The following is a 15,885-nucleotide window of genomic DNA, read 5'->3' on the forward strand; positions in this document are numbered from 1 at the left end:
AAGCCTCTACCCTTCGGGCGTAGCAAAGACTTGAAATCTTTTGCTTTTTAACTCTCACAGCTCGCCAAAGAACATGGCTTCGGCAAGCATGTTTTCCACGTTGGCCAGCAGCTCGCTGTTTATTCCGGTAGCGATCCCCTTCGACGCGAAATGCTCCACCAGCGCACCACTGCGAAGATTGCCGGCCGCGCCGGGGGCGTAGGGGCAGCCGCCGAGCCCGCCTACCGCGGAATCGAAGACCCTGAGCCCGAGGCTCCATGCCGCATCGACATTGGCCAGCGCCATGCCGCCGGTATCGTGAAAATGGCCGGCGAGCTGCGTCGCCTCCGCCTCCGCGAGGCATGCCAGCACCATGGCGTGCACGCGTTCGGGGGTTGCCTTGCCGATCGTATCGGCGACGGCGATTTCCGCACAGCCGAGATCGCGCAGCCGTGCGACGACTTTCGCGGCCGCGCCGGGCTCGATCGGGCCTTCATAGGGACAGTCGACGGCACAGGAAACATAGCCCCGCACCGGCAAGCCGTGTTCGGCCGCCAATGCGATCACGGGCGCGAAACGGGCCAGTCCCTCCTCGATCGTGCAATTGGTGTTTCGCTTCGAAAACGTCTCGGAGGCGCTGGTGAAAACCGCAAGCTCCTGCGCGCCCGCCGCGATCGCCGCCCGGGCGCCTTGCTCATTGGGCACCAGGGCGGAAAGCACGCGGCCCGCATGACGCACCGCGCCCCGCATGACGGCCTCATGGTCGGCCATCTGCGGGACCCATTTCGGCGAGACGAAGGCTGTCGCCTCGATGCGGGCGAAACCGCAATCGGCCAGCATGCGGATCAGGCGCAGCTTCTGCCCGGTCGAGACCAACCGCTTTTCGTTCTGCAACCCATCGCGCGGACCGACTTCGACGATCGTAACCTGGCGTTCCACGCGCAACGGTTCAGTGGACGGCGGCATACATGATCTTTTCTTCCGATGCTTCGTCGATGGTCATCTCCTCGACGATGCGCCCCTGGCGCGCCACCAGGATGCGGTCCGACAGGTTGAGGATTTCGGGCAGGTAGGAGGAGATGACCACGACGGCCGCGCCGGCATCGGCGAGTTTCTCGATCATCCGATGAATCTCGGCGATCGCTCCGACATCGACGCCGCGAGTCGGCTCATCGAAAATGATCAGTGACGGCTCCTGGATCAGCGATTTGGCTATCACGACCTTCTGCTGATTGCCGCCCGACAGCTCCACAACCTTGGCGTTGCTGCCGATCGAACGGACCTTCATGGCCTCGATCCATTCGGCCGATTGCCGCCTGGCCTCGCCCATGCCGACCATGGTGACCGGATTGGACGCCTTCGCCAGCTTGCCAAGGAACACGTTCTGGACGATGCCCATCGTGTCGAAGAGACCGTCGAGCTTGCGGTCCTCGGTGATGTAGGCGACGCCGCGCCGCACGGCCTGCCGCGGGACGCGAAAGCGCACTGTCTCGCCGCGCAGCTGGATGCGCCCGCCATGGAAAAAGTCCCGCTTCAGCACGCCGGCGGCGATCTTCATCATTTCGGTACGACCGGCGCCCACCAGCCCGAACAGGCCGGTGACCTGGCCCGCGAACACCGACAGTGTCGCGCTGCGCACCGCCTTGCCCATCGAGACATTTTCCAGGGCCAGGACCTTGTCGCCGGGAGGGCGGGCGACGCGCCTCGCGGCGGCATCGCCATAGAGTGCATCGGTCAATTGCCGGCCAACCATGGCCTGGACGATCTTTTCACGGGTGAGATTGCGGGCATCGTCGGTGACGATCAACGCACCGTCGCGCAACACGCTGATGCGGTCGGCGATCGACAGCGCTTCCTCCAGCGCATGCGAAATGAAGATGACGGAGGCGCCCTCGCCCTTCAGCCGTTCGACCAGCGCGAAGAAGTGCTGCTTTTCCTCCGGGGTGAGCGTTGCAGTCGGCTCGTCGAAGATGAAGATGCGGGCCTTGTGATGGACGGCGCGGGCAATCTCGACCATCTGTTTCTTGGCCGCGCCGAGCGTCGACACCAGCGCTGTCGGCTCGACATGGAAGTTCAGCCGCTGCAGATGTTGCTGCGCGCGGATGTTGACGCCGCGCAGCCGGTTGAAAAAACGTTCCTCGCCGAGAAAGATGTTCTGGGCGACGTTCATGGACTGGACGAGGTTGGTTTCCTGGAACACCATGGCGATGCCATGTTTCATGGCCTCGCCGGGAGACGAGAAGCTCACCGGCTTGCCGTCGAGCAGCATTTCGCCGGAGGTCAAGGGATAGAGGCCGGCGAGCACTTTGGTCAGCGTCGATTTGCCGGCGCCATTCTCACCGAGCAGTGCATGGACTTCGCCGCGCCGGAGTGTGAAATCGACGGCGCGCACCGCCGCGTTGCCGCGGAACTCCTTGGTCGCCTTGCGAAATTCGACGATGTCAGCCATGCACGGATCCACCGTCATTTGCCGGCACTGCCAAGCGCAGCAACGTGCCCGATCCGCGCGACGTGGCATAGACGCGGTCGCCATATTCGCAAATGGAAGTAATGCCGTGCATGGAGCCATCGGCGCGGCTGTGCCAGCTTTCGCGAAGCAGGCCCTTGTCGTCGCAGCGGGCGACCAGGCCATAGGACCGCGACGGCGCCCAGGGCTTGAGCACGCCCATCTGCCGGATAGAGCCCTGGCTCAATGGCTGGTCGGGTTTCGCCGACCCGGCAAGTTCCGGCCCGATCCATTCGTCGGGATCGATCGTCGCCATCATTTCGCGGCGGTAGTCGTCCTCGCGCAGCACCAGTTCGAACAATTGCCGTCGCGGTGCGAACAGCGCGATCCACAGGCCACCGCCGGCGGCGGATGACAGCCGACAGGGGTAAGCCGGCAGATCCTCCAGCATCGCCATGGGACGCACCGCGGATTTCGGGTCGATGGCGACAACACGATGGCGCCAGCTTTCGCTGATGGCCAGGCGGCCATCGCCGAGGAATGCAGCGCCGTTGGGGAAAGCCAGGTCCTGGGCGAGCGCGCGGCCTGAGCCGCCGATGGGGTCGATTGCGAACACGCCGCCGCTTGCGCCGCGTTCCATCAGATCGCGCTTCCAATGGCGCGCCGAATGCTTGCGCGAGCCGACGCAGACCAACAGCGCCCCGTCAGACGCAAAGACGCCGGCGGTGAGGCACGACGTCATGTCGGGTGCGAGCTCGATCCGCTTCCAGGTGCCTGCCTGGCCGACATGCAGGCCTTCACCTTCGACCCCGACGGCCAGCCGGCCATCGGGCGCCGATGCGACAAAGGTGACCGGTGCGGGAAACTCCGCCACGGTGACCGGCGAAATGTGCGTGCCGTCGAGGACAATCCTGAGAAGCGTCTTGTCGCTGCTGCAAAGCAGCCCTGTCGGCGACGCGACGAGATTGTCGATCCCGGGAAGGGCCAGCAGCCGCTCCGCCTCCTCCAGCCGGTTGTCCGGCTTGAAGACGCCGTCCATCGCCGGCACGCTGATGCCGGCATCATCGGCTGAAAACAGCCGGCGCACCAATGTGCCCAGGCCCACCATCAGCGCTTCCCCCAATAATCGTCATGCGCCGTCCATTGCGGGTCGGCGCCCTCGACGCGGACGCGGCCGATGCGGTTGTTGGACACTCCGCCCAGATAGAGCCAGCCCTTGTGCTCGCACGTCGAGGTGATCGAGGGATGGTTCTCGCCAGCCTTGTCCCAGAGTGCATCGATGATCTCGCCGGTCGCCGACACGCGTAACACGCAGCCGCGATTGATATTGGGAAACATCCATTCATCGGCGGCGATACGCCTGGCCATACGGCGGCGGAAGGCAGGCTTGCGCATGGCCAGGTCGAAGGTCTTGGTGCGCATGCCGAGGAGCGCGATCCAATAGGTGCCGTCGGAGCCACGGTTGAGGTTGTCGGGATAGCCGGGAAGATTGTCGATGAATATCTCGCGTCTGCCCTTGTTCGGCCCGTCGAACCAGTAGCGGTTGATGCGGCAGGCCCAGGTCTCGGCGAAAAGCAGCGACTGGCCGTCGCGGCAGATGGTGACCCCGTTGGGAAAAATCAGGCCGCGCAGGATGGTGCGCGTGGAGCCTGTCTTCGGATCATGGCATATCAGGCGCCCATTGCCTCTGCCCTCGAGAGCATCGACCGCCCATTCCGACATCTCGTAGCGGATCGTCGCCTCGCTGAAGAAGATGCGTCCGTCCGGCGCGATGTCGAGATCGTCAGGAAGCCGCAGCCGCGAATCGTCGATCACCGACAGTAGGCTGCGGTTGGTTTCGTCGGTGACTTTCGAGACCTTTCCGTCTGGCGCAACGCGATAGAGCCCCATGCCGCCGACACAGGTCAAAAGATCGCCATTGGGTGCGAAAGCGAGCCCCAAAGGATGCCCGCCAATGCGGGCGAAAACCTCGCAGCGCCTATAATCCGGCGCCAGGAACCGCATGATCGTGCCGTGCCGCGTTCCCGTGTAGAGATTGTCGTCACGGTCGAGCACAACATCTTCAGGCCCTTCGACGTCGCCGAGCCCGATCAGCTGCGTGGCGCCGAGCTTGTCGTTGACGGCCAGCACGCTGCTTCCCACCGTGGCCGCTTGCTCGGGAAGGCGCAGATAGGTCGGCGACACATAGACCTTGTTCAGGAGCTTGCCGCGGTTCTTCACCCATTTGGCGTCGAACAGCACGGCGGCGATCAGAACCAGGCCGAGGATCAGCTGGTTGACCGAGCCCGGCATCGACAGCCGGATGAGCCCGTTCGTCAGGATCAGCACCAGAATGGAGCCGATCACCGCATTGCCGACCGAACCACGGCCACCGCCCAGCGAAACGCCGCCAAGCACGACGGCGGTCAGCACCGAAATCTCCAATCCTATTCCGGTGTCGGCGCCGGTGCTGCCAAGCCGGGCCGAAAAAAGGAAGGCGGCAATGGCGGTCAGCACGCCCGATGCGACATAGGCCAGGCAGACCGTCAGCTTGACGTTGACGCCGGCATTGTATGCCGACCGGCGCGCGCCGCCGACCGCGCGCAGGCGCCAGCCCGGCCTGAGCCGTGAGAGGACGACATGCGCGCCGATGGCAATGATGGCGAAGATGACGAACGAGACCGGCACGCCGTGGAACGAACCGAAGCCGATCAGGTCCCATGTCGGGGACACCGGCATCGAGCCGACGATGGCGCTGGCAAGGCGCGGAAAGATGATGTCATAGAGCGCCCGGTAGATGACCAGCGTCACCAGCGTGGTGATGAAGGCGCGCAGCCTGAGGTAGCCGATAAGAACGCCGTTCAGCAATCCACAGGCAGTTCCTGTCGCCAGCGTGGCGATGAGCGCCACGCCGATCGGCAGGCCAAGCACATTCATCGACACCAGCGCGGCCAGCACGCAAAGGGCGAACACGGAGCCGACCGAGAGGTCGATGCCGCCCGAAAGGATGACGATCGTCAGGGCCAGCGCGACGAGCCCGAACTCCGACACCTGGCGGGCAAGATCCGAGAACGTCCCGGCCGACACGAAGCCGGGAATAGTCCAGATCATGGCCAGAACCGTAATCACCAACGCAAGGGCCGGAATGACGTTGTCAATCCAGCTCTTGGTCAGAAGTTCGCCGAACAGGCGGTCCGGCACGAACCGGTAGCGCAGTCGCAGCAGCACGTCACTGGCGGCCATCGGTCCTGTTATCCGTTACTTCAGGTCGTCCAGGGTCCAGCAATTGCGCTGGTTGACGTTTGCCTTGGTGATCTGAGTAAGCGGATTGAAGTAGAGCGTCTTGGTCTCGCCCGCGGCACCGTCGGAAAGCAGCAAGCGCGCGATCTCCGCATTCAGGATTTCGCCCTGCAGCGGCACGTTGTAGCTGATGTAGAGGTTGAACAGCCCCTTCTCGACATTCTCGCAGCCGACCTTGTTGCCGCCGCCGCTGGTGACGAGGAAGACCTGGGCGCTCTTGCCGGCCTGCTGGATGGCGGACGCCGTGCCGGTATCCTGGTTATCCCAGATGCCGATGGCGCCGCAGAGGTCCGGATGCTGCTGCAGCACGGTGTCCATGATCGAACGCGCCTTTTCCGGATTGTATTCGGTGGCCTGCTGCGAGACGACCTGAATATCGGGATGCTGGTTCAGCACGCGATAGATACCGTCGAGCTGGAAGACGTCAGACGCCGCCGTCGGCACCCCGGTGTCGATTGCCACCTTGGTCGAGGCGCCCTTGCCGGCGCTGCACTTGTCGACCACGGCCTGCGCCGCCTGCTCGCCGATCTCGGTCCAGTCGGCGCCGACATAGGAGTCGGTCTGGGTGTTCGATTCGAGGTTGATCTGCACCACCTTGATACCGGCGGCCTGCGCCTGCGCCAGCAGGCGGGCGTAGGACTGGATGTCGGGATTGTGCGCTACGATCAGATCGGGCTTCTCGCTGATCAGCGACTGCAGCGCCTTGGTGCCGGCATCGGTGCTCCAGGCGGGATCTCGGATCTCGAAGCTGTAGTTGAGCCGCTTGGCCTGCTGGCGCATAACGGCTGCCCAGCCTTCGGTCAGGTCGAAGCCCATCGACAGCGGCAGAAAGACGACCTTCTTGCCTTCAAGCGTCTTGTGGAACGTCGTCGAGCGTGGATTTTCCAGGCCTTTGTCCTGCGCGCTGGCCGTGACCACTCCCGCCAGGGCGATACAGGCCGCGGCAAGCCATCTTGTCGTTTTCAGAAGTCGCATTGGTTTCCTCCCATTGCATTTGGCATTTTGGTTGGTTCTCAGAGATCCCCTTGCTGGGATGTCTGCTCGTCACGTGGATTGACGAGTGAATCGATGACGATCGCCAGAAGCAGCACGACGCCCTTGACCAGGTTCTGGATCGTGTAGTCGATGTTCATGATGGTCATGCCGTTGAGCAGGATGCCCACGAAGATGGTGCCCAGAATGACGTTGCGGACCTTGCCGTGGCCACCATTCAGGCCAATGCCACCGAGCACCACGACCAGCAGGATGTCGTAGATCATCGTCGAGTTGAAAAGCCGGGCATTGATCGCCGAAGCAGACGAGGCAAGGATCAGTCCGGCGCCGTAGGCGATCAGTCCGCTGATCGCATATTGCGCAACGACCATCGGCCGATAGGGAATGCCGATGATCTTGGCCGCCGCCGGGTTGTTGCCCATGGCATAGATCTGCCAGCCGAACCGCGTGCGGCTGAGTACCAGGTGCAGAACCAGGCAAAGCAGGGCAAACGCCACCACGGTCACCGGAATGCCGAGAATGCGGCCTTGGCCGATCAGTGAAAACCATTCGGCTCCCGGCGGCACGTTCTGCATTTCCAGCGTGAAGAAGAAGGTCCTGCCGAGGCCATAGATCACCGAGCCGGCGGCAAGTGTTGCGAAGATGGGCGCAACGTCGCCGAACGCGATCAATGTCCCAATCATCAGCCCGGCGCCGACCGCGAATAGGGCTCCGATCAGCAATGCGAACTCCAGCGAATAGCCCGAGCGCGCGATCACGAATGCCCATGAAACGGAAACCACCATCGTCGCGATCATCGAGACGTCGATGCCCCTGGCGATGACCACCAGCGCCATGCCCAGCGCCAGGATGCCGAGGATCGACACGCTTCGGACCAGGGCGAGGATGTTGCCGGCGCTAAAGAAGGACGGCAGCAGCAAGGAAAACAGCGCAAAGGCCAGCACCGCCAGCACCAACACGATGCCTTCCTGGGTTTTCAGCAGGGTTTGAGCCCTTGCCGGATAGCCGTTTGCGGTTGCGTCGCTCACGCTCAGCCCTTCTCCTTGCCGAGTCTCAATAGGATTTCCCTGGCGCGATCGACGCGGACGTCGTGATTGGCGGCAAGTTCCTTGGCCACTGTCTCGATGTCATCGCCAACCGCTCCCGCCACGATCGCGATGTTGCGGGCGTGCAGGGCCATATGCCCCCGCTGGATGCCTTCGGTGGCCAGGGCCCGCAGCGCCGCCATGTTCTGCGCCAGGCCGACAGCCACCGTGACCTCGGCAAGCTCCTGTGCGGTCTTCACGCCAAGCAGGTTCAGCGCGGCGCGCGCGGCCGGATGCGTCTTGGTGGCGCCGCCGACAAGGCCGAGCGCCATCGGCATTTCCAGCGTGCCGACAAGGGCGCCGGACGCATCGGCTTCCCAACGGCTGAGTGACGTGTAGCGCCCGGTGCGCGCCGCCCAGGCATGCGCGCCGGCCTCTATCGCGCGCCAGTCGTTCCCGGTCGCGACAACGACCGGATCGATACCGTTCATGATGCCCTTGTTGTGCGTTGCGGCGCGATACGGATCGACGACCGCCAGCGAGCAGGCCTCGACAATGCCGGCGACCATGCGCTCGCCGGTGAATTCCTGCGTTGCCAGTGCCTCCGGCGTCAGGCGCACCCGCGCCCGTGCCAGCCGCAGGTCGGCAAGGTTGGAAAGAATGCGCAGCCGAACGACACCGCCGGACAGCCGCTCGATCATCGGCGCGACCGCTTCGGCCATGGTGTTGACGGTGTTGGCGCCCATCGCGTCACGCACGTCGACGAGAAGATGCAGCACCACCATCGGCCCGACGGCGGTGTCCTCGAATACCTGCACCTCGATGTCGCGGCATCCGCCGCCGAGCCGGTTCAAGACCCGGTCCTTTTCGTTGGCCGCGGCCACGATCTCGTCGCGGCTCGACAGAAGTCGGGCCCGCGCCCCATGAGGATCGGATATGTCGAGTATCTGAACCTGCGCCCGCATGATCGGCGCCGTGCTCGACGTCTCGAACCCGCCGCAGCCGCGGGCGATGCGCGCCATATAGGATGCGGCGGCGACGACGGAGGGCTCCTCCACCGCCATCGGGATGAGATAATCGCGTCCGTTGATGGTGAAGTTGGTGGCGACGCCGAGCGGGATCTCGAATGTGCCGATCACATTCTCGATCATGCCGTCGGCGATGTTGAGCGGAAGCGCGCCTAGCCCGCGCAAGGCGTCACGGTCCGTCTGCGAAAGGCCCGCGGCCTCGCCGGCCTTCGCCAGGCGATCCGCCGGCGACAGATCGCGAAACTTCTCGATGCGGGAATTCAGCCGCGGCTCGACGCCGCCCAAGACTGCTCCCATCACCATCGCCTCCCTGCGAATGCTGTTTTCTTGTTGAGCCAGCTATCGTCCAACTGATACCATCAGGCAAGGTACAGTTTTAAGAAACAGCGGCTTACTGTACCAGTTCATTTCTAGGCACGCTGCCGCAAGGAACAGAAGATGACGCGCGCCGAGGCCGTGGCCAACGAAATCAGAAGGCGCATCGAGACGGGCTCGCTCATCGCCGGCGCCAAGCTTCCGTCGATACGCAAGGCCGCCGAGCAGTTCGACGTCTCCAAGAACACGATTGTCGATGCCTACGACCGCCTGGTTTCAGCCGGAATTGCACTGTCACGACCGGGCGCCGGCTTCACCGTCGCCGAACGACGCCGGCAAAAGCCGAGCGAGCGCCCGCTTCATGTGGCCGAGGCAGTGGACATCGCCTCCCTGCTCAACGCACAGCTGGAGGAGAGCTTTTCGATCCGCGTTGGCGACGGTCGCCCCCCCGCCTCATGGATGGAGGAGTCGGAGGTGCGGCGTCACCTCGGGCTGCTGGGGAGGAACCACCGATCCAGCAGTGACGGCTACGGTTCGGCGATGGGGCTGCCGGCGCTGCGCGAGCGGCTGGCCTTCGATCTGATGGAACGCGAGGTGCAGGCGGCGCCGGATCAGATCCTGCTGACGTTCGGCGCCAACCATGCCCTCGACCTCATCATACGCCGCTTCCTGGTGTCCGGAGACACGGTGCTGGTCGACGATCCCGGCTACTACCCGCTTTTCGCCAAGCTGAAGCTGGCGCAGGTGCGCATGGTCGGCGTCAGGCGAACCGCGAACGGGCCGGATATCGAGGATCTCTCCGGCAAGGCAGAGCGCGAGCGCCCGAAGCTGTTTTTCACCCAATCGCTCGCCCACAATCCAACCGGCAGTTCGACCAACCTCCCGACGGCCCATTCGATCCTGACGATCGCAGCGCGATACGACATGCTGGTGGTCGAGGACGACCCGTTCATCGATCTGCCAACCGTGCGCGGCGTGGGCCTGGCACCGCTCGACCAATTGCAGAACGTCATCTGCGTGCGCACCTTCGCCAAGACGCTGTCGGCCAGCCTGCGCTGCGGCTATATCGCGGCACGCCCCGACCTCATCGCCTCGCTGGCCGAGCTGAAAATGCTGACGACCGTCAACAGCTCTGGCCATATCGAGCGGCTGATCCATGGGCTGATCAACGAGGGCCACTACCGGCGCCATCTGAAGCGCCTCGGGCAACGTGTGCGCCAGGCGACCGAAGCGGTCGTCCCCCGCCTCCAGAAGATGGGCCTGCGGCTCTTTGCCGAGCCCACCGGCGGATATTACGTCTATTTGGAGCTGACGGACCACGTCGACGACATCGCTCTTGCCCGGGAAGGGGCTCGCGAAGGGATTTTCATCGCGCCAGGCACCGTGTTTTCGCCGGAACGCCGGCCAGGCAAGGCCGGCATTCGCGTGAACATTGCGTGGGCTTCGGACCCGCGTTTCTTTGAATTCATGCAGCGAGCAAGAACGTCCTGACGCAGCGTCACTCACTGCTTCCTGATCGAATAGGCAAAGCAGTAGAGGAAACTTGAACCCTCTGCCCACTCGGGCGCCGTCGCCATTGATCGCGTGGCCTCCCCAGCGCCGCGACCGTCGTGTCGTTCTGGGTAGGCAGCGTGTTGTCCCTGCTTGCCTCCGCCATTTTCCGCGGATTGTTGGCGAAGAGCCCGCCAAGCGCCGGAATGCGTTCGGCAGCTCCGATCGTGCCGGCCTGAAATGACTTTGCTCTACTCGGCCCGTCAGTGGAATTGATTTGCTTGGTGATCCCCCATCCTTAGGGCAAACTTCCCGGAGGGGCTGCAGGAGGTGAAATGAGAGCACGTGCAGCGACGCTCGGGGATCTTGAGGATGTCTTCCATGGCTTGTCCAAGCGGATGTCGGACGAGTACGCGGCGGCCGGCAAGGACAGCAAGATCGCCTACGACAATCTGATGATGAATTTGAAGGAAGGCCGCGCACACGCGCTTGTCGAGGGCGACAAGGCCGTGGCGATCATCGCCTGGCATGAGAACAGCGACGCCGCCGATACGCTGTTTGCCGCGCAGGAGGATTTCTTCCGCGCCTCAACCGTCCGTTTCTGCAAGCGGCACATCCGCCACATCCAGGCGCTCGCCGGCAATCTCCCCATCCACTCGCGCAGTTGGTTGCAGGGGCCTGACGTCGCCAGATGGTTCAGCGTCATCGGCTATGTCGAGCGCGGCCAGGAGAACGGCGCTAATCTGTTCGAACTGCCGCCGGCGCGCGCCAGCTGAGGAATCCTGGCTGGTGGCAGGTCTCCTCCTTGCCGCAACGCCGGCTGTACCCGCCATCGGTGGCCTTGCGAGTTGCACACTCGGCCGCCTTATGGACCGCGTGGGCAAGCGGCTTGCGCAGGGCGACGATTGGCGGGATGTTACGAAGGGGCAACCGGGGCCAAACCGGCAGGCCGAGATCGATATGGCTGCTGAAAATGTCGCGAACTTTCTTCGCCATTCTTACTCTTGTTGCCTTGCTGACGCCGGTAGAGGCAAGCAAGCGTGTGTCTCATCTGCTCGACCGCTCCAACCTGCCGATCTCCTATCTTAGCGAATCGGATCTCGTGACCGCATACACGACCGCAATGGCGCGCTTCCGTCTGCAGTTCGCGGGACGTGCGGGCGAAACCAATCTTGCGGTCTCTCTCGAGCCATTGCTTTTGCGGGCGGAATTTCGTGCGCGGACATGGCGCTCGGCGGACGGCAGCCTCTTGCAAGGCTTCGCCGGCAAGGGTGGCTTCCGGTTGACCATTGGCAACTGCCTGGCGCGTATCTGCGCTGCCAGCGAATGCAGCGATGCCGGTTGGCCGGTTTATGCCTGCAGCGACGGACGCAAGCGCAAGATGTCCGTCGCCGATTTTGTGACGGCAAGCTTCGATGGCGTCCCCTATCGTCGATTGAGCGCCTCCCCTTCACGGGAATGATGGCGCGTGGCGGGCACTGCGACTCGCCGCCGCAGCCGTGCAGAAGCCTCAGCATGCTGAATTGATCGGCGGCATCATCTTTTCTCCGCGAACACGGTCCATATGGAATGGGAGGGCGGCGTGCCCCGGGGGCGCGGACCCGTGTTGCATTCGAGCCAGATGGCCGAAAAATCGATGACAAGTGCCGCCGGAACGTGTTGAAGACGGCGGTCAACATGGAGAGGGACGTGCGATCGGGTTGCACTCGGCAAGTGTTGATGGTTTGTTGCCGGTCAGCGGAGAACGAGTGATGCGAGAATCCATCGGTCAAGACGAATACGGGTCTTTCGATCCGGACGACCTGCCGAATCTGAATGCAATCGGCCCGGCCATGGGCGGCGGCAACGACTTCGAAAAATACGCGGTCGCCGTGATCATCGTATTCGGCGCCCTGATCATTGGCGGGCTGATGGCCGCGTCGATGACCTTCGGCCATCGCAACGGGTTCCTCTTCGCGCTTGGCGGCGCGACCTCGGCCTGGATATCGGGAAATGCGCTTCTGCTCGACCGGCCGCGCATCTATGCGCTGTTTGTCGGCATCGCCGCGCTGATGCTGATTGCATCGACCATCACGCTGGTTACCTGACTGCCCGGCCGGCCATGAGCTGGCGCCTGTTCAAGGGTTTACCCGGATATCAATATCCGAGAGCCTCCCCCGATGCCGCGCGGCTGTCGATGGCGCCATTGTAGCGCGCACCGCCACCCTTCTCGATTTCCGCCAGGCTCTTGCCTCCCACGAGAATGCCAGCCGCCTGACCCCAGGTCTGGTCACCGAGATCAAGGTGATAGCCCATGCCGGCGAGCAGCTTTTCGGTGTCCGGCGAAAGTCCGAACGGCTCGACATAGACGGTGTCGGGCAGCCATTGGTGGTGGATGCGCGGCGCGTCGATCGCCTCCTGGATGTTCATGCCATGGTCGATGACGTTGACGATCGCTTCCAGCGTGATGGTGATGATGCGCGAGCCGCCGGGGCTGCCGATGACCATGAACGGCTTGCCGTCCCTGGCCACGATGGTCGGGCTCATCGATGAGAGCGGCGTCTTCTTCGGCTGGATGGCGTTGGCCTCGCCCTGGATCAGGCCATAGAGGTTCGGCACGCCGGGCTTCTGGGTGAAATCATCCATCTCGTTGTTGAGCAGGATGCCGGTGCCGTCGGCGACGACGCCTGCGCCGAAGGACCCATTCAGCGTATAGGTCACTGCAACCGCATTGCCGTCCTTGTCGATGACCGAATAATGCGTGGTCTCCTTCGACTCGCCAAAACCCTTCGGCATCAGGTCCTGCGACACGCCGGCCCGGAACGGATCGATCTTGTCGCGGATGTCCTTGGCGTAGGCTTTATCAAGAAGTTTCGAGACCGGGTTGTCGACGAAATCGGGATCGCCGAGTGCCGAGTTGCGGTCGACATAGGCATGGCGCATCGCCTCGACCATGACATGCACCGTCTCGGCCGAGCCGGCGCCAAGATAGGACAGCGGATAGCCTTCAAGCACGTTGAGGATTTCGCAGATGATGACACCGCCTGAGCTCGGCGGCGGCGAGGACGTAATCTCGTAACCGCGATAGGAACAGGTCACCGGCTTGAGTTCGCGCACCGTATATTGCTCGAAGTCGGCCTTGGCCAGAATGCCGCCCTTGGCGCTGCTTGCCTTGACGATGGCGGCGGCGATGGCGCCTTTGTAGAAGGCATCGGAGCCTTTGTCGGAAATCGCCGAGAGCGACGCGGCAAGGTCAGGTTGAACCAGCTTCTCGCCGATGCCGTAGGGCTTGCCGTCGGGCTTCAGGAAGGCGGCGGCCGCCGCCGGGTCCTTCGCCAGCCGGTCCGCATTGCCGGCAAAAGAGGCGGCATCGCCCTGATCGAGGATGAAGCCATCCTTGGCATAGGCGATCGCTGGCGCCATCAGGTCCTGCCTGGACAAGGTGCCATATTTCTCGCGCGCCATTTCGAAACCGGCCACCGAGCCCGGCACGCCGACCGCGAGATAGCCGTCCAGGCTGGCGCCCTTCTTCGGGTTGCCATCCTTGTCGAGATACATGGTCTTGGTGGCCGCCAGCGGCGCGCGCTCGCGAAAATCGAGGAAGGTCGATTTGCCGTCGGCGAAGCGGATGGTCATGAAACCGCCCCCGCCGATATTGCCGGCATTGGGGTAGACGACGGCCAGCGCATAGCCGACCGCGACCGCCGCATCGACCGCGTTGCCGCCCTTCCTCAACACCTCGACGCCGACTTCCGACGCCAGATGCTGGGCCGTCACCACCATGCCGTGTTCGCCTTTGGCCGGCGCTGGCGACGCCGCAAACGTCACCTGAAGTGGTGCTATCGCAAAGGCAAAAGAGAGGCTGACGGCGATCAGGGTTTGGCTGATATGGCGCATGGCGGTGCTCCTGGGCGGGGTGCCCAGAAGACCCTGTCGCTGCCGCCAAGTCCACCATCAATGGTGGGCCAGGCGGATCAATTCAGATGTCAGGCGTGTCAGACAATCCCGCCCGAGCCGCCGGCGACGGCAGGGCGCTCGGCCGCTACCTTGGCGCGGTAGCCAGCCGCCCGGTAAGCGGCGACCGGGTTGATGGCGCCGCCGGTTTTCAGCCGCGCCATAGCCAGGATCGGCTCGACATCGGTGCGGTAGGCCGCCTTCAGCGTCTGCGTCGCCATCAGCGCATCATTGCCGTCCTGGAAACCTTCGAGTGCCTTGCGGTCGACCAGCAGCGCCTGCGCATAGGCGCGCTGCACCTCGACCGCCGACAGCATCAGGCTTTCGATCGGATCAGTGACGTTGTGGCTCTGGTCGAGCATGTGGGCAGGGTCGAAGCCGTCGGCGCCGGAAAGCTCGGCATCGACCAGTTCGTTGAAGACGAGAAACAGCCGGTAGGGATCGATCGAACCGGCGTCGAGATCGTCGTCGCCATATTTCGAATCGTTGAAGTGGAAGCCGCCGAGTTTCTTGAACTGGATCAGCCGCGACACGATCATCTCGATGTTGACGTTGGGCGCGTGGTGACCGAGGTCGACGAGGCAGAACGCCTTGTCGCCGAGTTCTTTCGCTATGATGTAGTTGGTGCCCCAGTCCTGCACGACGGTGGAATAGAAGGCCGGCTCGTACATCTTGTGCTCGGTGAACAGCTTCCAGTCGGCGGGTAGCCCGGCATAGACCTCTTTCATCGCATCGAGATAGCGCTCGAATGCCTTGGCGAAATTGACCTGGCCCGGAAAGTTCGAGCCGTCGCCGATCCACACCGTCAGCGCCCTGGAGCCGAGCGTCTTGCCGATCTCGATGCATTCGAGATTGTGCTCGACCGCCTGGCGGCGCGTACCGGCATCGGCATGCGAGAGCGAGCCGAATTTATAGGAAAGCGCCTGATCCTTCGCGTCGGAGAAGGTGTTGGAATTCATGGCATCGAAGCCGAGACCGAAACGCGAGGCCGCCTGCTTCAGCCGGTTCGGGTCGGCCTTGTCCCAAGGAATGTGCAAGGAAACGGTCGGTGTCGCCTGCGTCAACTGGCTGATGACGGCGCAATCCTCGATCTTGTCGAAGATGTCGCGCGGCTCACCGGCTCCGGGAAAGCGGGCAAAGCGGGTGCCGCCGGTGCCGACGCCCCAGGAGGGGATGGCGACGGCGAACTTTTCCACCTTGTCGCGAATGGCGTCGATGGCGATGCCGCGCCGGTCGAGGCGCTCGCCGAGCGAGGCGTAGTCACGCTCGAGGTCGGGCTTACGGGCGAAGTTATTTCTTTCGACGACGTCGGCGGAAATGATCGTTTCGGACAAGTGCTGGTTCCTCCCAAGAATGCGTTCGGCTGGCGCTGCCCCTCATCCGCCCTTCGGGCACC

Annotated in this window: 13 protein-coding genes; 4 read left to right on the forward strand and 9 right to left on the reverse strand. The window is 63.5% G+C overall.

Going from position 1 to position 15,885, the window contains the following annotated elements; all coding sequences use genetic code 11:
- Nucleotides 1-54: 54 nt before the first annotated feature.
- From FJ977_RS27525 to FJ977_RS27555, 7 genes are read right to left on the reverse strand one after another with little or no spacing between them, the layout of a single operon-like run.
- Nucleotides 55-945 carry a hydroxymethylglutaryl-CoA lyase gene (locus FJ977_RS27525; protein ID WP_140775322.1) on the reverse strand — a complete coding sequence of 297 codons (891 nt, stop codon included), beginning with the start codon at nucleotides 943-945 and terminating at the stop codon, nucleotides 55-57.
- Nucleotides 929-2,428: a sugar ABC transporter ATP-binding protein gene (locus tag FJ977_RS27530; protein ID WP_140775323.1), complete on the reverse strand. Its 1,500-nt coding sequence runs from the start codon at nucleotides 2,426-2,428 to the stop codon at nucleotides 929-931. Before FJ977_RS27530 ends, FJ977_RS27525 begins: the two co-directional genes overlap by 17 nt.
- Nucleotides 2,421-3,533 carry an SMP-30/gluconolactonase/LRE family protein gene (locus FJ977_RS27535; RefSeq protein ID WP_140775324.1) on the reverse strand — a complete coding sequence of 371 codons (1,113 nt, stop codon included), beginning with the start codon at nucleotides 3,531-3,533 and terminating at the stop codon, nucleotides 2,421-2,423. The genes FJ977_RS27530 and FJ977_RS27535 overlap by 8 nt, the downstream gene beginning before the upstream one ends.
- The gene (locus FJ977_RS27540) at nucleotides 3,533-5,647 is read right to left on the reverse strand and encodes an SMP-30/gluconolactonase/LRE family protein (protein WP_140775325.1); all 2,115 of its coding nucleotides are present in this window, start codon (nucleotides 5,645-5,647) and stop codon (nucleotides 3,533-3,535) included. The genes FJ977_RS27535 and FJ977_RS27540 overlap by 1 nt, the downstream gene beginning before the upstream one ends.
- A gap of 15 nt (nucleotides 5,648-5,662) precedes the next feature.
- A complete protein-coding gene (locus tag FJ977_RS27545; protein ID WP_140775326.1) occupies nucleotides 5,663-6,679 on the reverse strand; it encodes a sugar ABC transporter substrate-binding protein in 1,017 nt (338 codons plus the stop codon).
- Nucleotides 6,680-6,717: 38 nt separating this feature from the next.
- On the reverse strand, nucleotides 6,718-7,725 hold the full coding sequence (locus FJ977_RS27550; RefSeq protein ID WP_140775327.1) for an ABC transporter permease: 1,008 nt from the start codon (nucleotides 7,723-7,725) through the stop codon (nucleotides 6,718-6,720).
- 2 nt (nucleotides 7,726-7,727) lie between these two features.
- Nucleotides 7,728-9,047, reverse strand: coding sequence for a hydroxymethylglutaryl-CoA reductase, degradative (locus FJ977_RS27555; protein ID WP_140775328.1), 1,320 nt, complete (start codon nucleotides 9,045-9,047; stop codon nucleotides 7,728-7,730).
- A gap of 141 nt (nucleotides 9,048-9,188) precedes the next feature.
- On the opposite strand from FJ977_RS27555, the gene FJ977_RS27560 reads away from it, so the two are divergent.
- The 4 genes from FJ977_RS27560 to FJ977_RS36805 all read left to right on the forward strand — a co-directional run bounded on the left by FJ977_RS27560 (nucleotide 9,189) and on the right by FJ977_RS36805 (nucleotide 12,643).
- Nucleotides 9,189-10,556: a PLP-dependent aminotransferase family protein gene (locus FJ977_RS27560; protein ID WP_140775329.1), complete on the forward strand. Its 1,368-nt coding sequence runs from the start codon at nucleotides 9,189-9,191 to the stop codon at nucleotides 10,554-10,556.
- Nucleotides 10,557-10,891: 335 nt separating this feature from the next.
- Complete coding sequence (locus FJ977_RS27565; RefSeq protein WP_056565892.1) at nucleotides 10,892-11,332, forward strand: hypothetical protein; 441 nt, start codon at nucleotides 10,892-10,894, stop codon at nucleotides 11,330-11,332.
- 113 nt (nucleotides 11,333-11,445) lie between these two features.
- The gene (locus FJ977_RS27570) at nucleotides 11,446-12,018 is read left to right on the forward strand and encodes a hypothetical protein (RefSeq protein WP_246683357.1); all 573 of its coding nucleotides are present in this window, start codon (nucleotides 11,446-11,448) and stop codon (nucleotides 12,016-12,018) included.
- 370 nt (nucleotides 12,019-12,388) lie between these two features.
- A complete protein-coding gene (locus FJ977_RS36805) occupies nucleotides 12,389-12,643 on the forward strand; it encodes a hypothetical protein (protein ID WP_171883371.1) in 255 nt (84 codons plus the stop codon).
- 49 nt (nucleotides 12,644-12,692) lie between these two features.
- Here FJ977_RS36805 and ggt read toward each other — a convergent pair whose 3' ends face one another.
- Both ggt and rhaI read right to left on the reverse strand, forming a co-directional pair.
- Nucleotides 12,693-14,432 (reverse strand): gamma-glutamyltransferase, encoded by a 1,740-nt coding sequence (gene ggt, locus FJ977_RS27580; RefSeq protein WP_140775330.1) that lies wholly within the window; start codon nucleotides 14,430-14,432, stop codon nucleotides 12,693-12,695.
- 98 nt (nucleotides 14,433-14,530) lie between these two features.
- Nucleotides 14,531-15,823, reverse strand: coding sequence for an L-rhamnose catabolism isomerase (gene rhaI, locus FJ977_RS27585; RefSeq protein WP_140775331.1), 1,293 nt, complete (start codon nucleotides 15,821-15,823; stop codon nucleotides 14,531-14,533).
- Nucleotides 15,824-15,885: the final 62 nt, after the last annotated feature.

Source organism: Mesorhizobium sp. B2-1-3A (genome assembly GCF_006442655.1).
GTDB lineage: Bacteria > Pseudomonadota > Alphaproteobacteria > Rhizobiales > Rhizobiaceae > Mesorhizobium.

Coding starts and splice junctions, on each gene's coding strand:
- ggt (WP_140775330.1), bottom strand. CDS start 14,432: ATGCGCCATATCAGCCAAACCCTGATCGCCGTCAGCCTCTCTTTTGCC.
- FJ977_RS27555 (WP_140775328.1), bottom strand. CDS start 9,047: ATGGGAGCAGTCTTGGGCGGCGTCGAGCCGCGGCTGAATTCCCGCATC.
- FJ977_RS27545 (WP_140775326.1), bottom strand. CDS start 6,679: ATGCGACTTCTGAAAACGACAAGATGGCTTGCCGCGGCCTGTATCGCC.
- FJ977_RS27525 (WP_140775322.1), bottom strand. CDS start 945: ATGCCGCCGTCCACTGAACCGTTGCGCGTGGAACGCCAGGTTACGATC.
- FJ977_RS27560 (WP_140775329.1), top strand. CDS start 9,189: ATGACGCGCGCCGAGGCCGTGGCCAACGAAATCAGAAGGCGCATCGAG.
- FJ977_RS27540 (WP_140775325.1), bottom strand. CDS start 5,647: ATGGCCGCCAGTGACGTGCTGCTGCGACTGCGCTACCGGTTCGTGCCG.
- FJ977_RS36805 (WP_171883371.1), top strand. CDS start 12,389: ATGGGCGGCGGCAACGACTTCGAAAAATACGCGGTCGCCGTGATCATC.
- FJ977_RS27565 (WP_056565892.1), top strand. CDS start 10,892: ATGAGAGCACGTGCAGCGACGCTCGGGGATCTTGAGGATGTCTTCCAT.
- FJ977_RS27530 (WP_140775323.1), bottom strand. CDS start 2,428: ATGGCTGACATCGTCGAATTTCGCAAGGCGACCAAGGAGTTCCGCGGC.
- FJ977_RS27535 (WP_140775324.1), bottom strand. CDS start 3,533: ATGGTGGGCCTGGGCACATTGGTGCGCCGGCTGTTTTCAGCCGATGAT.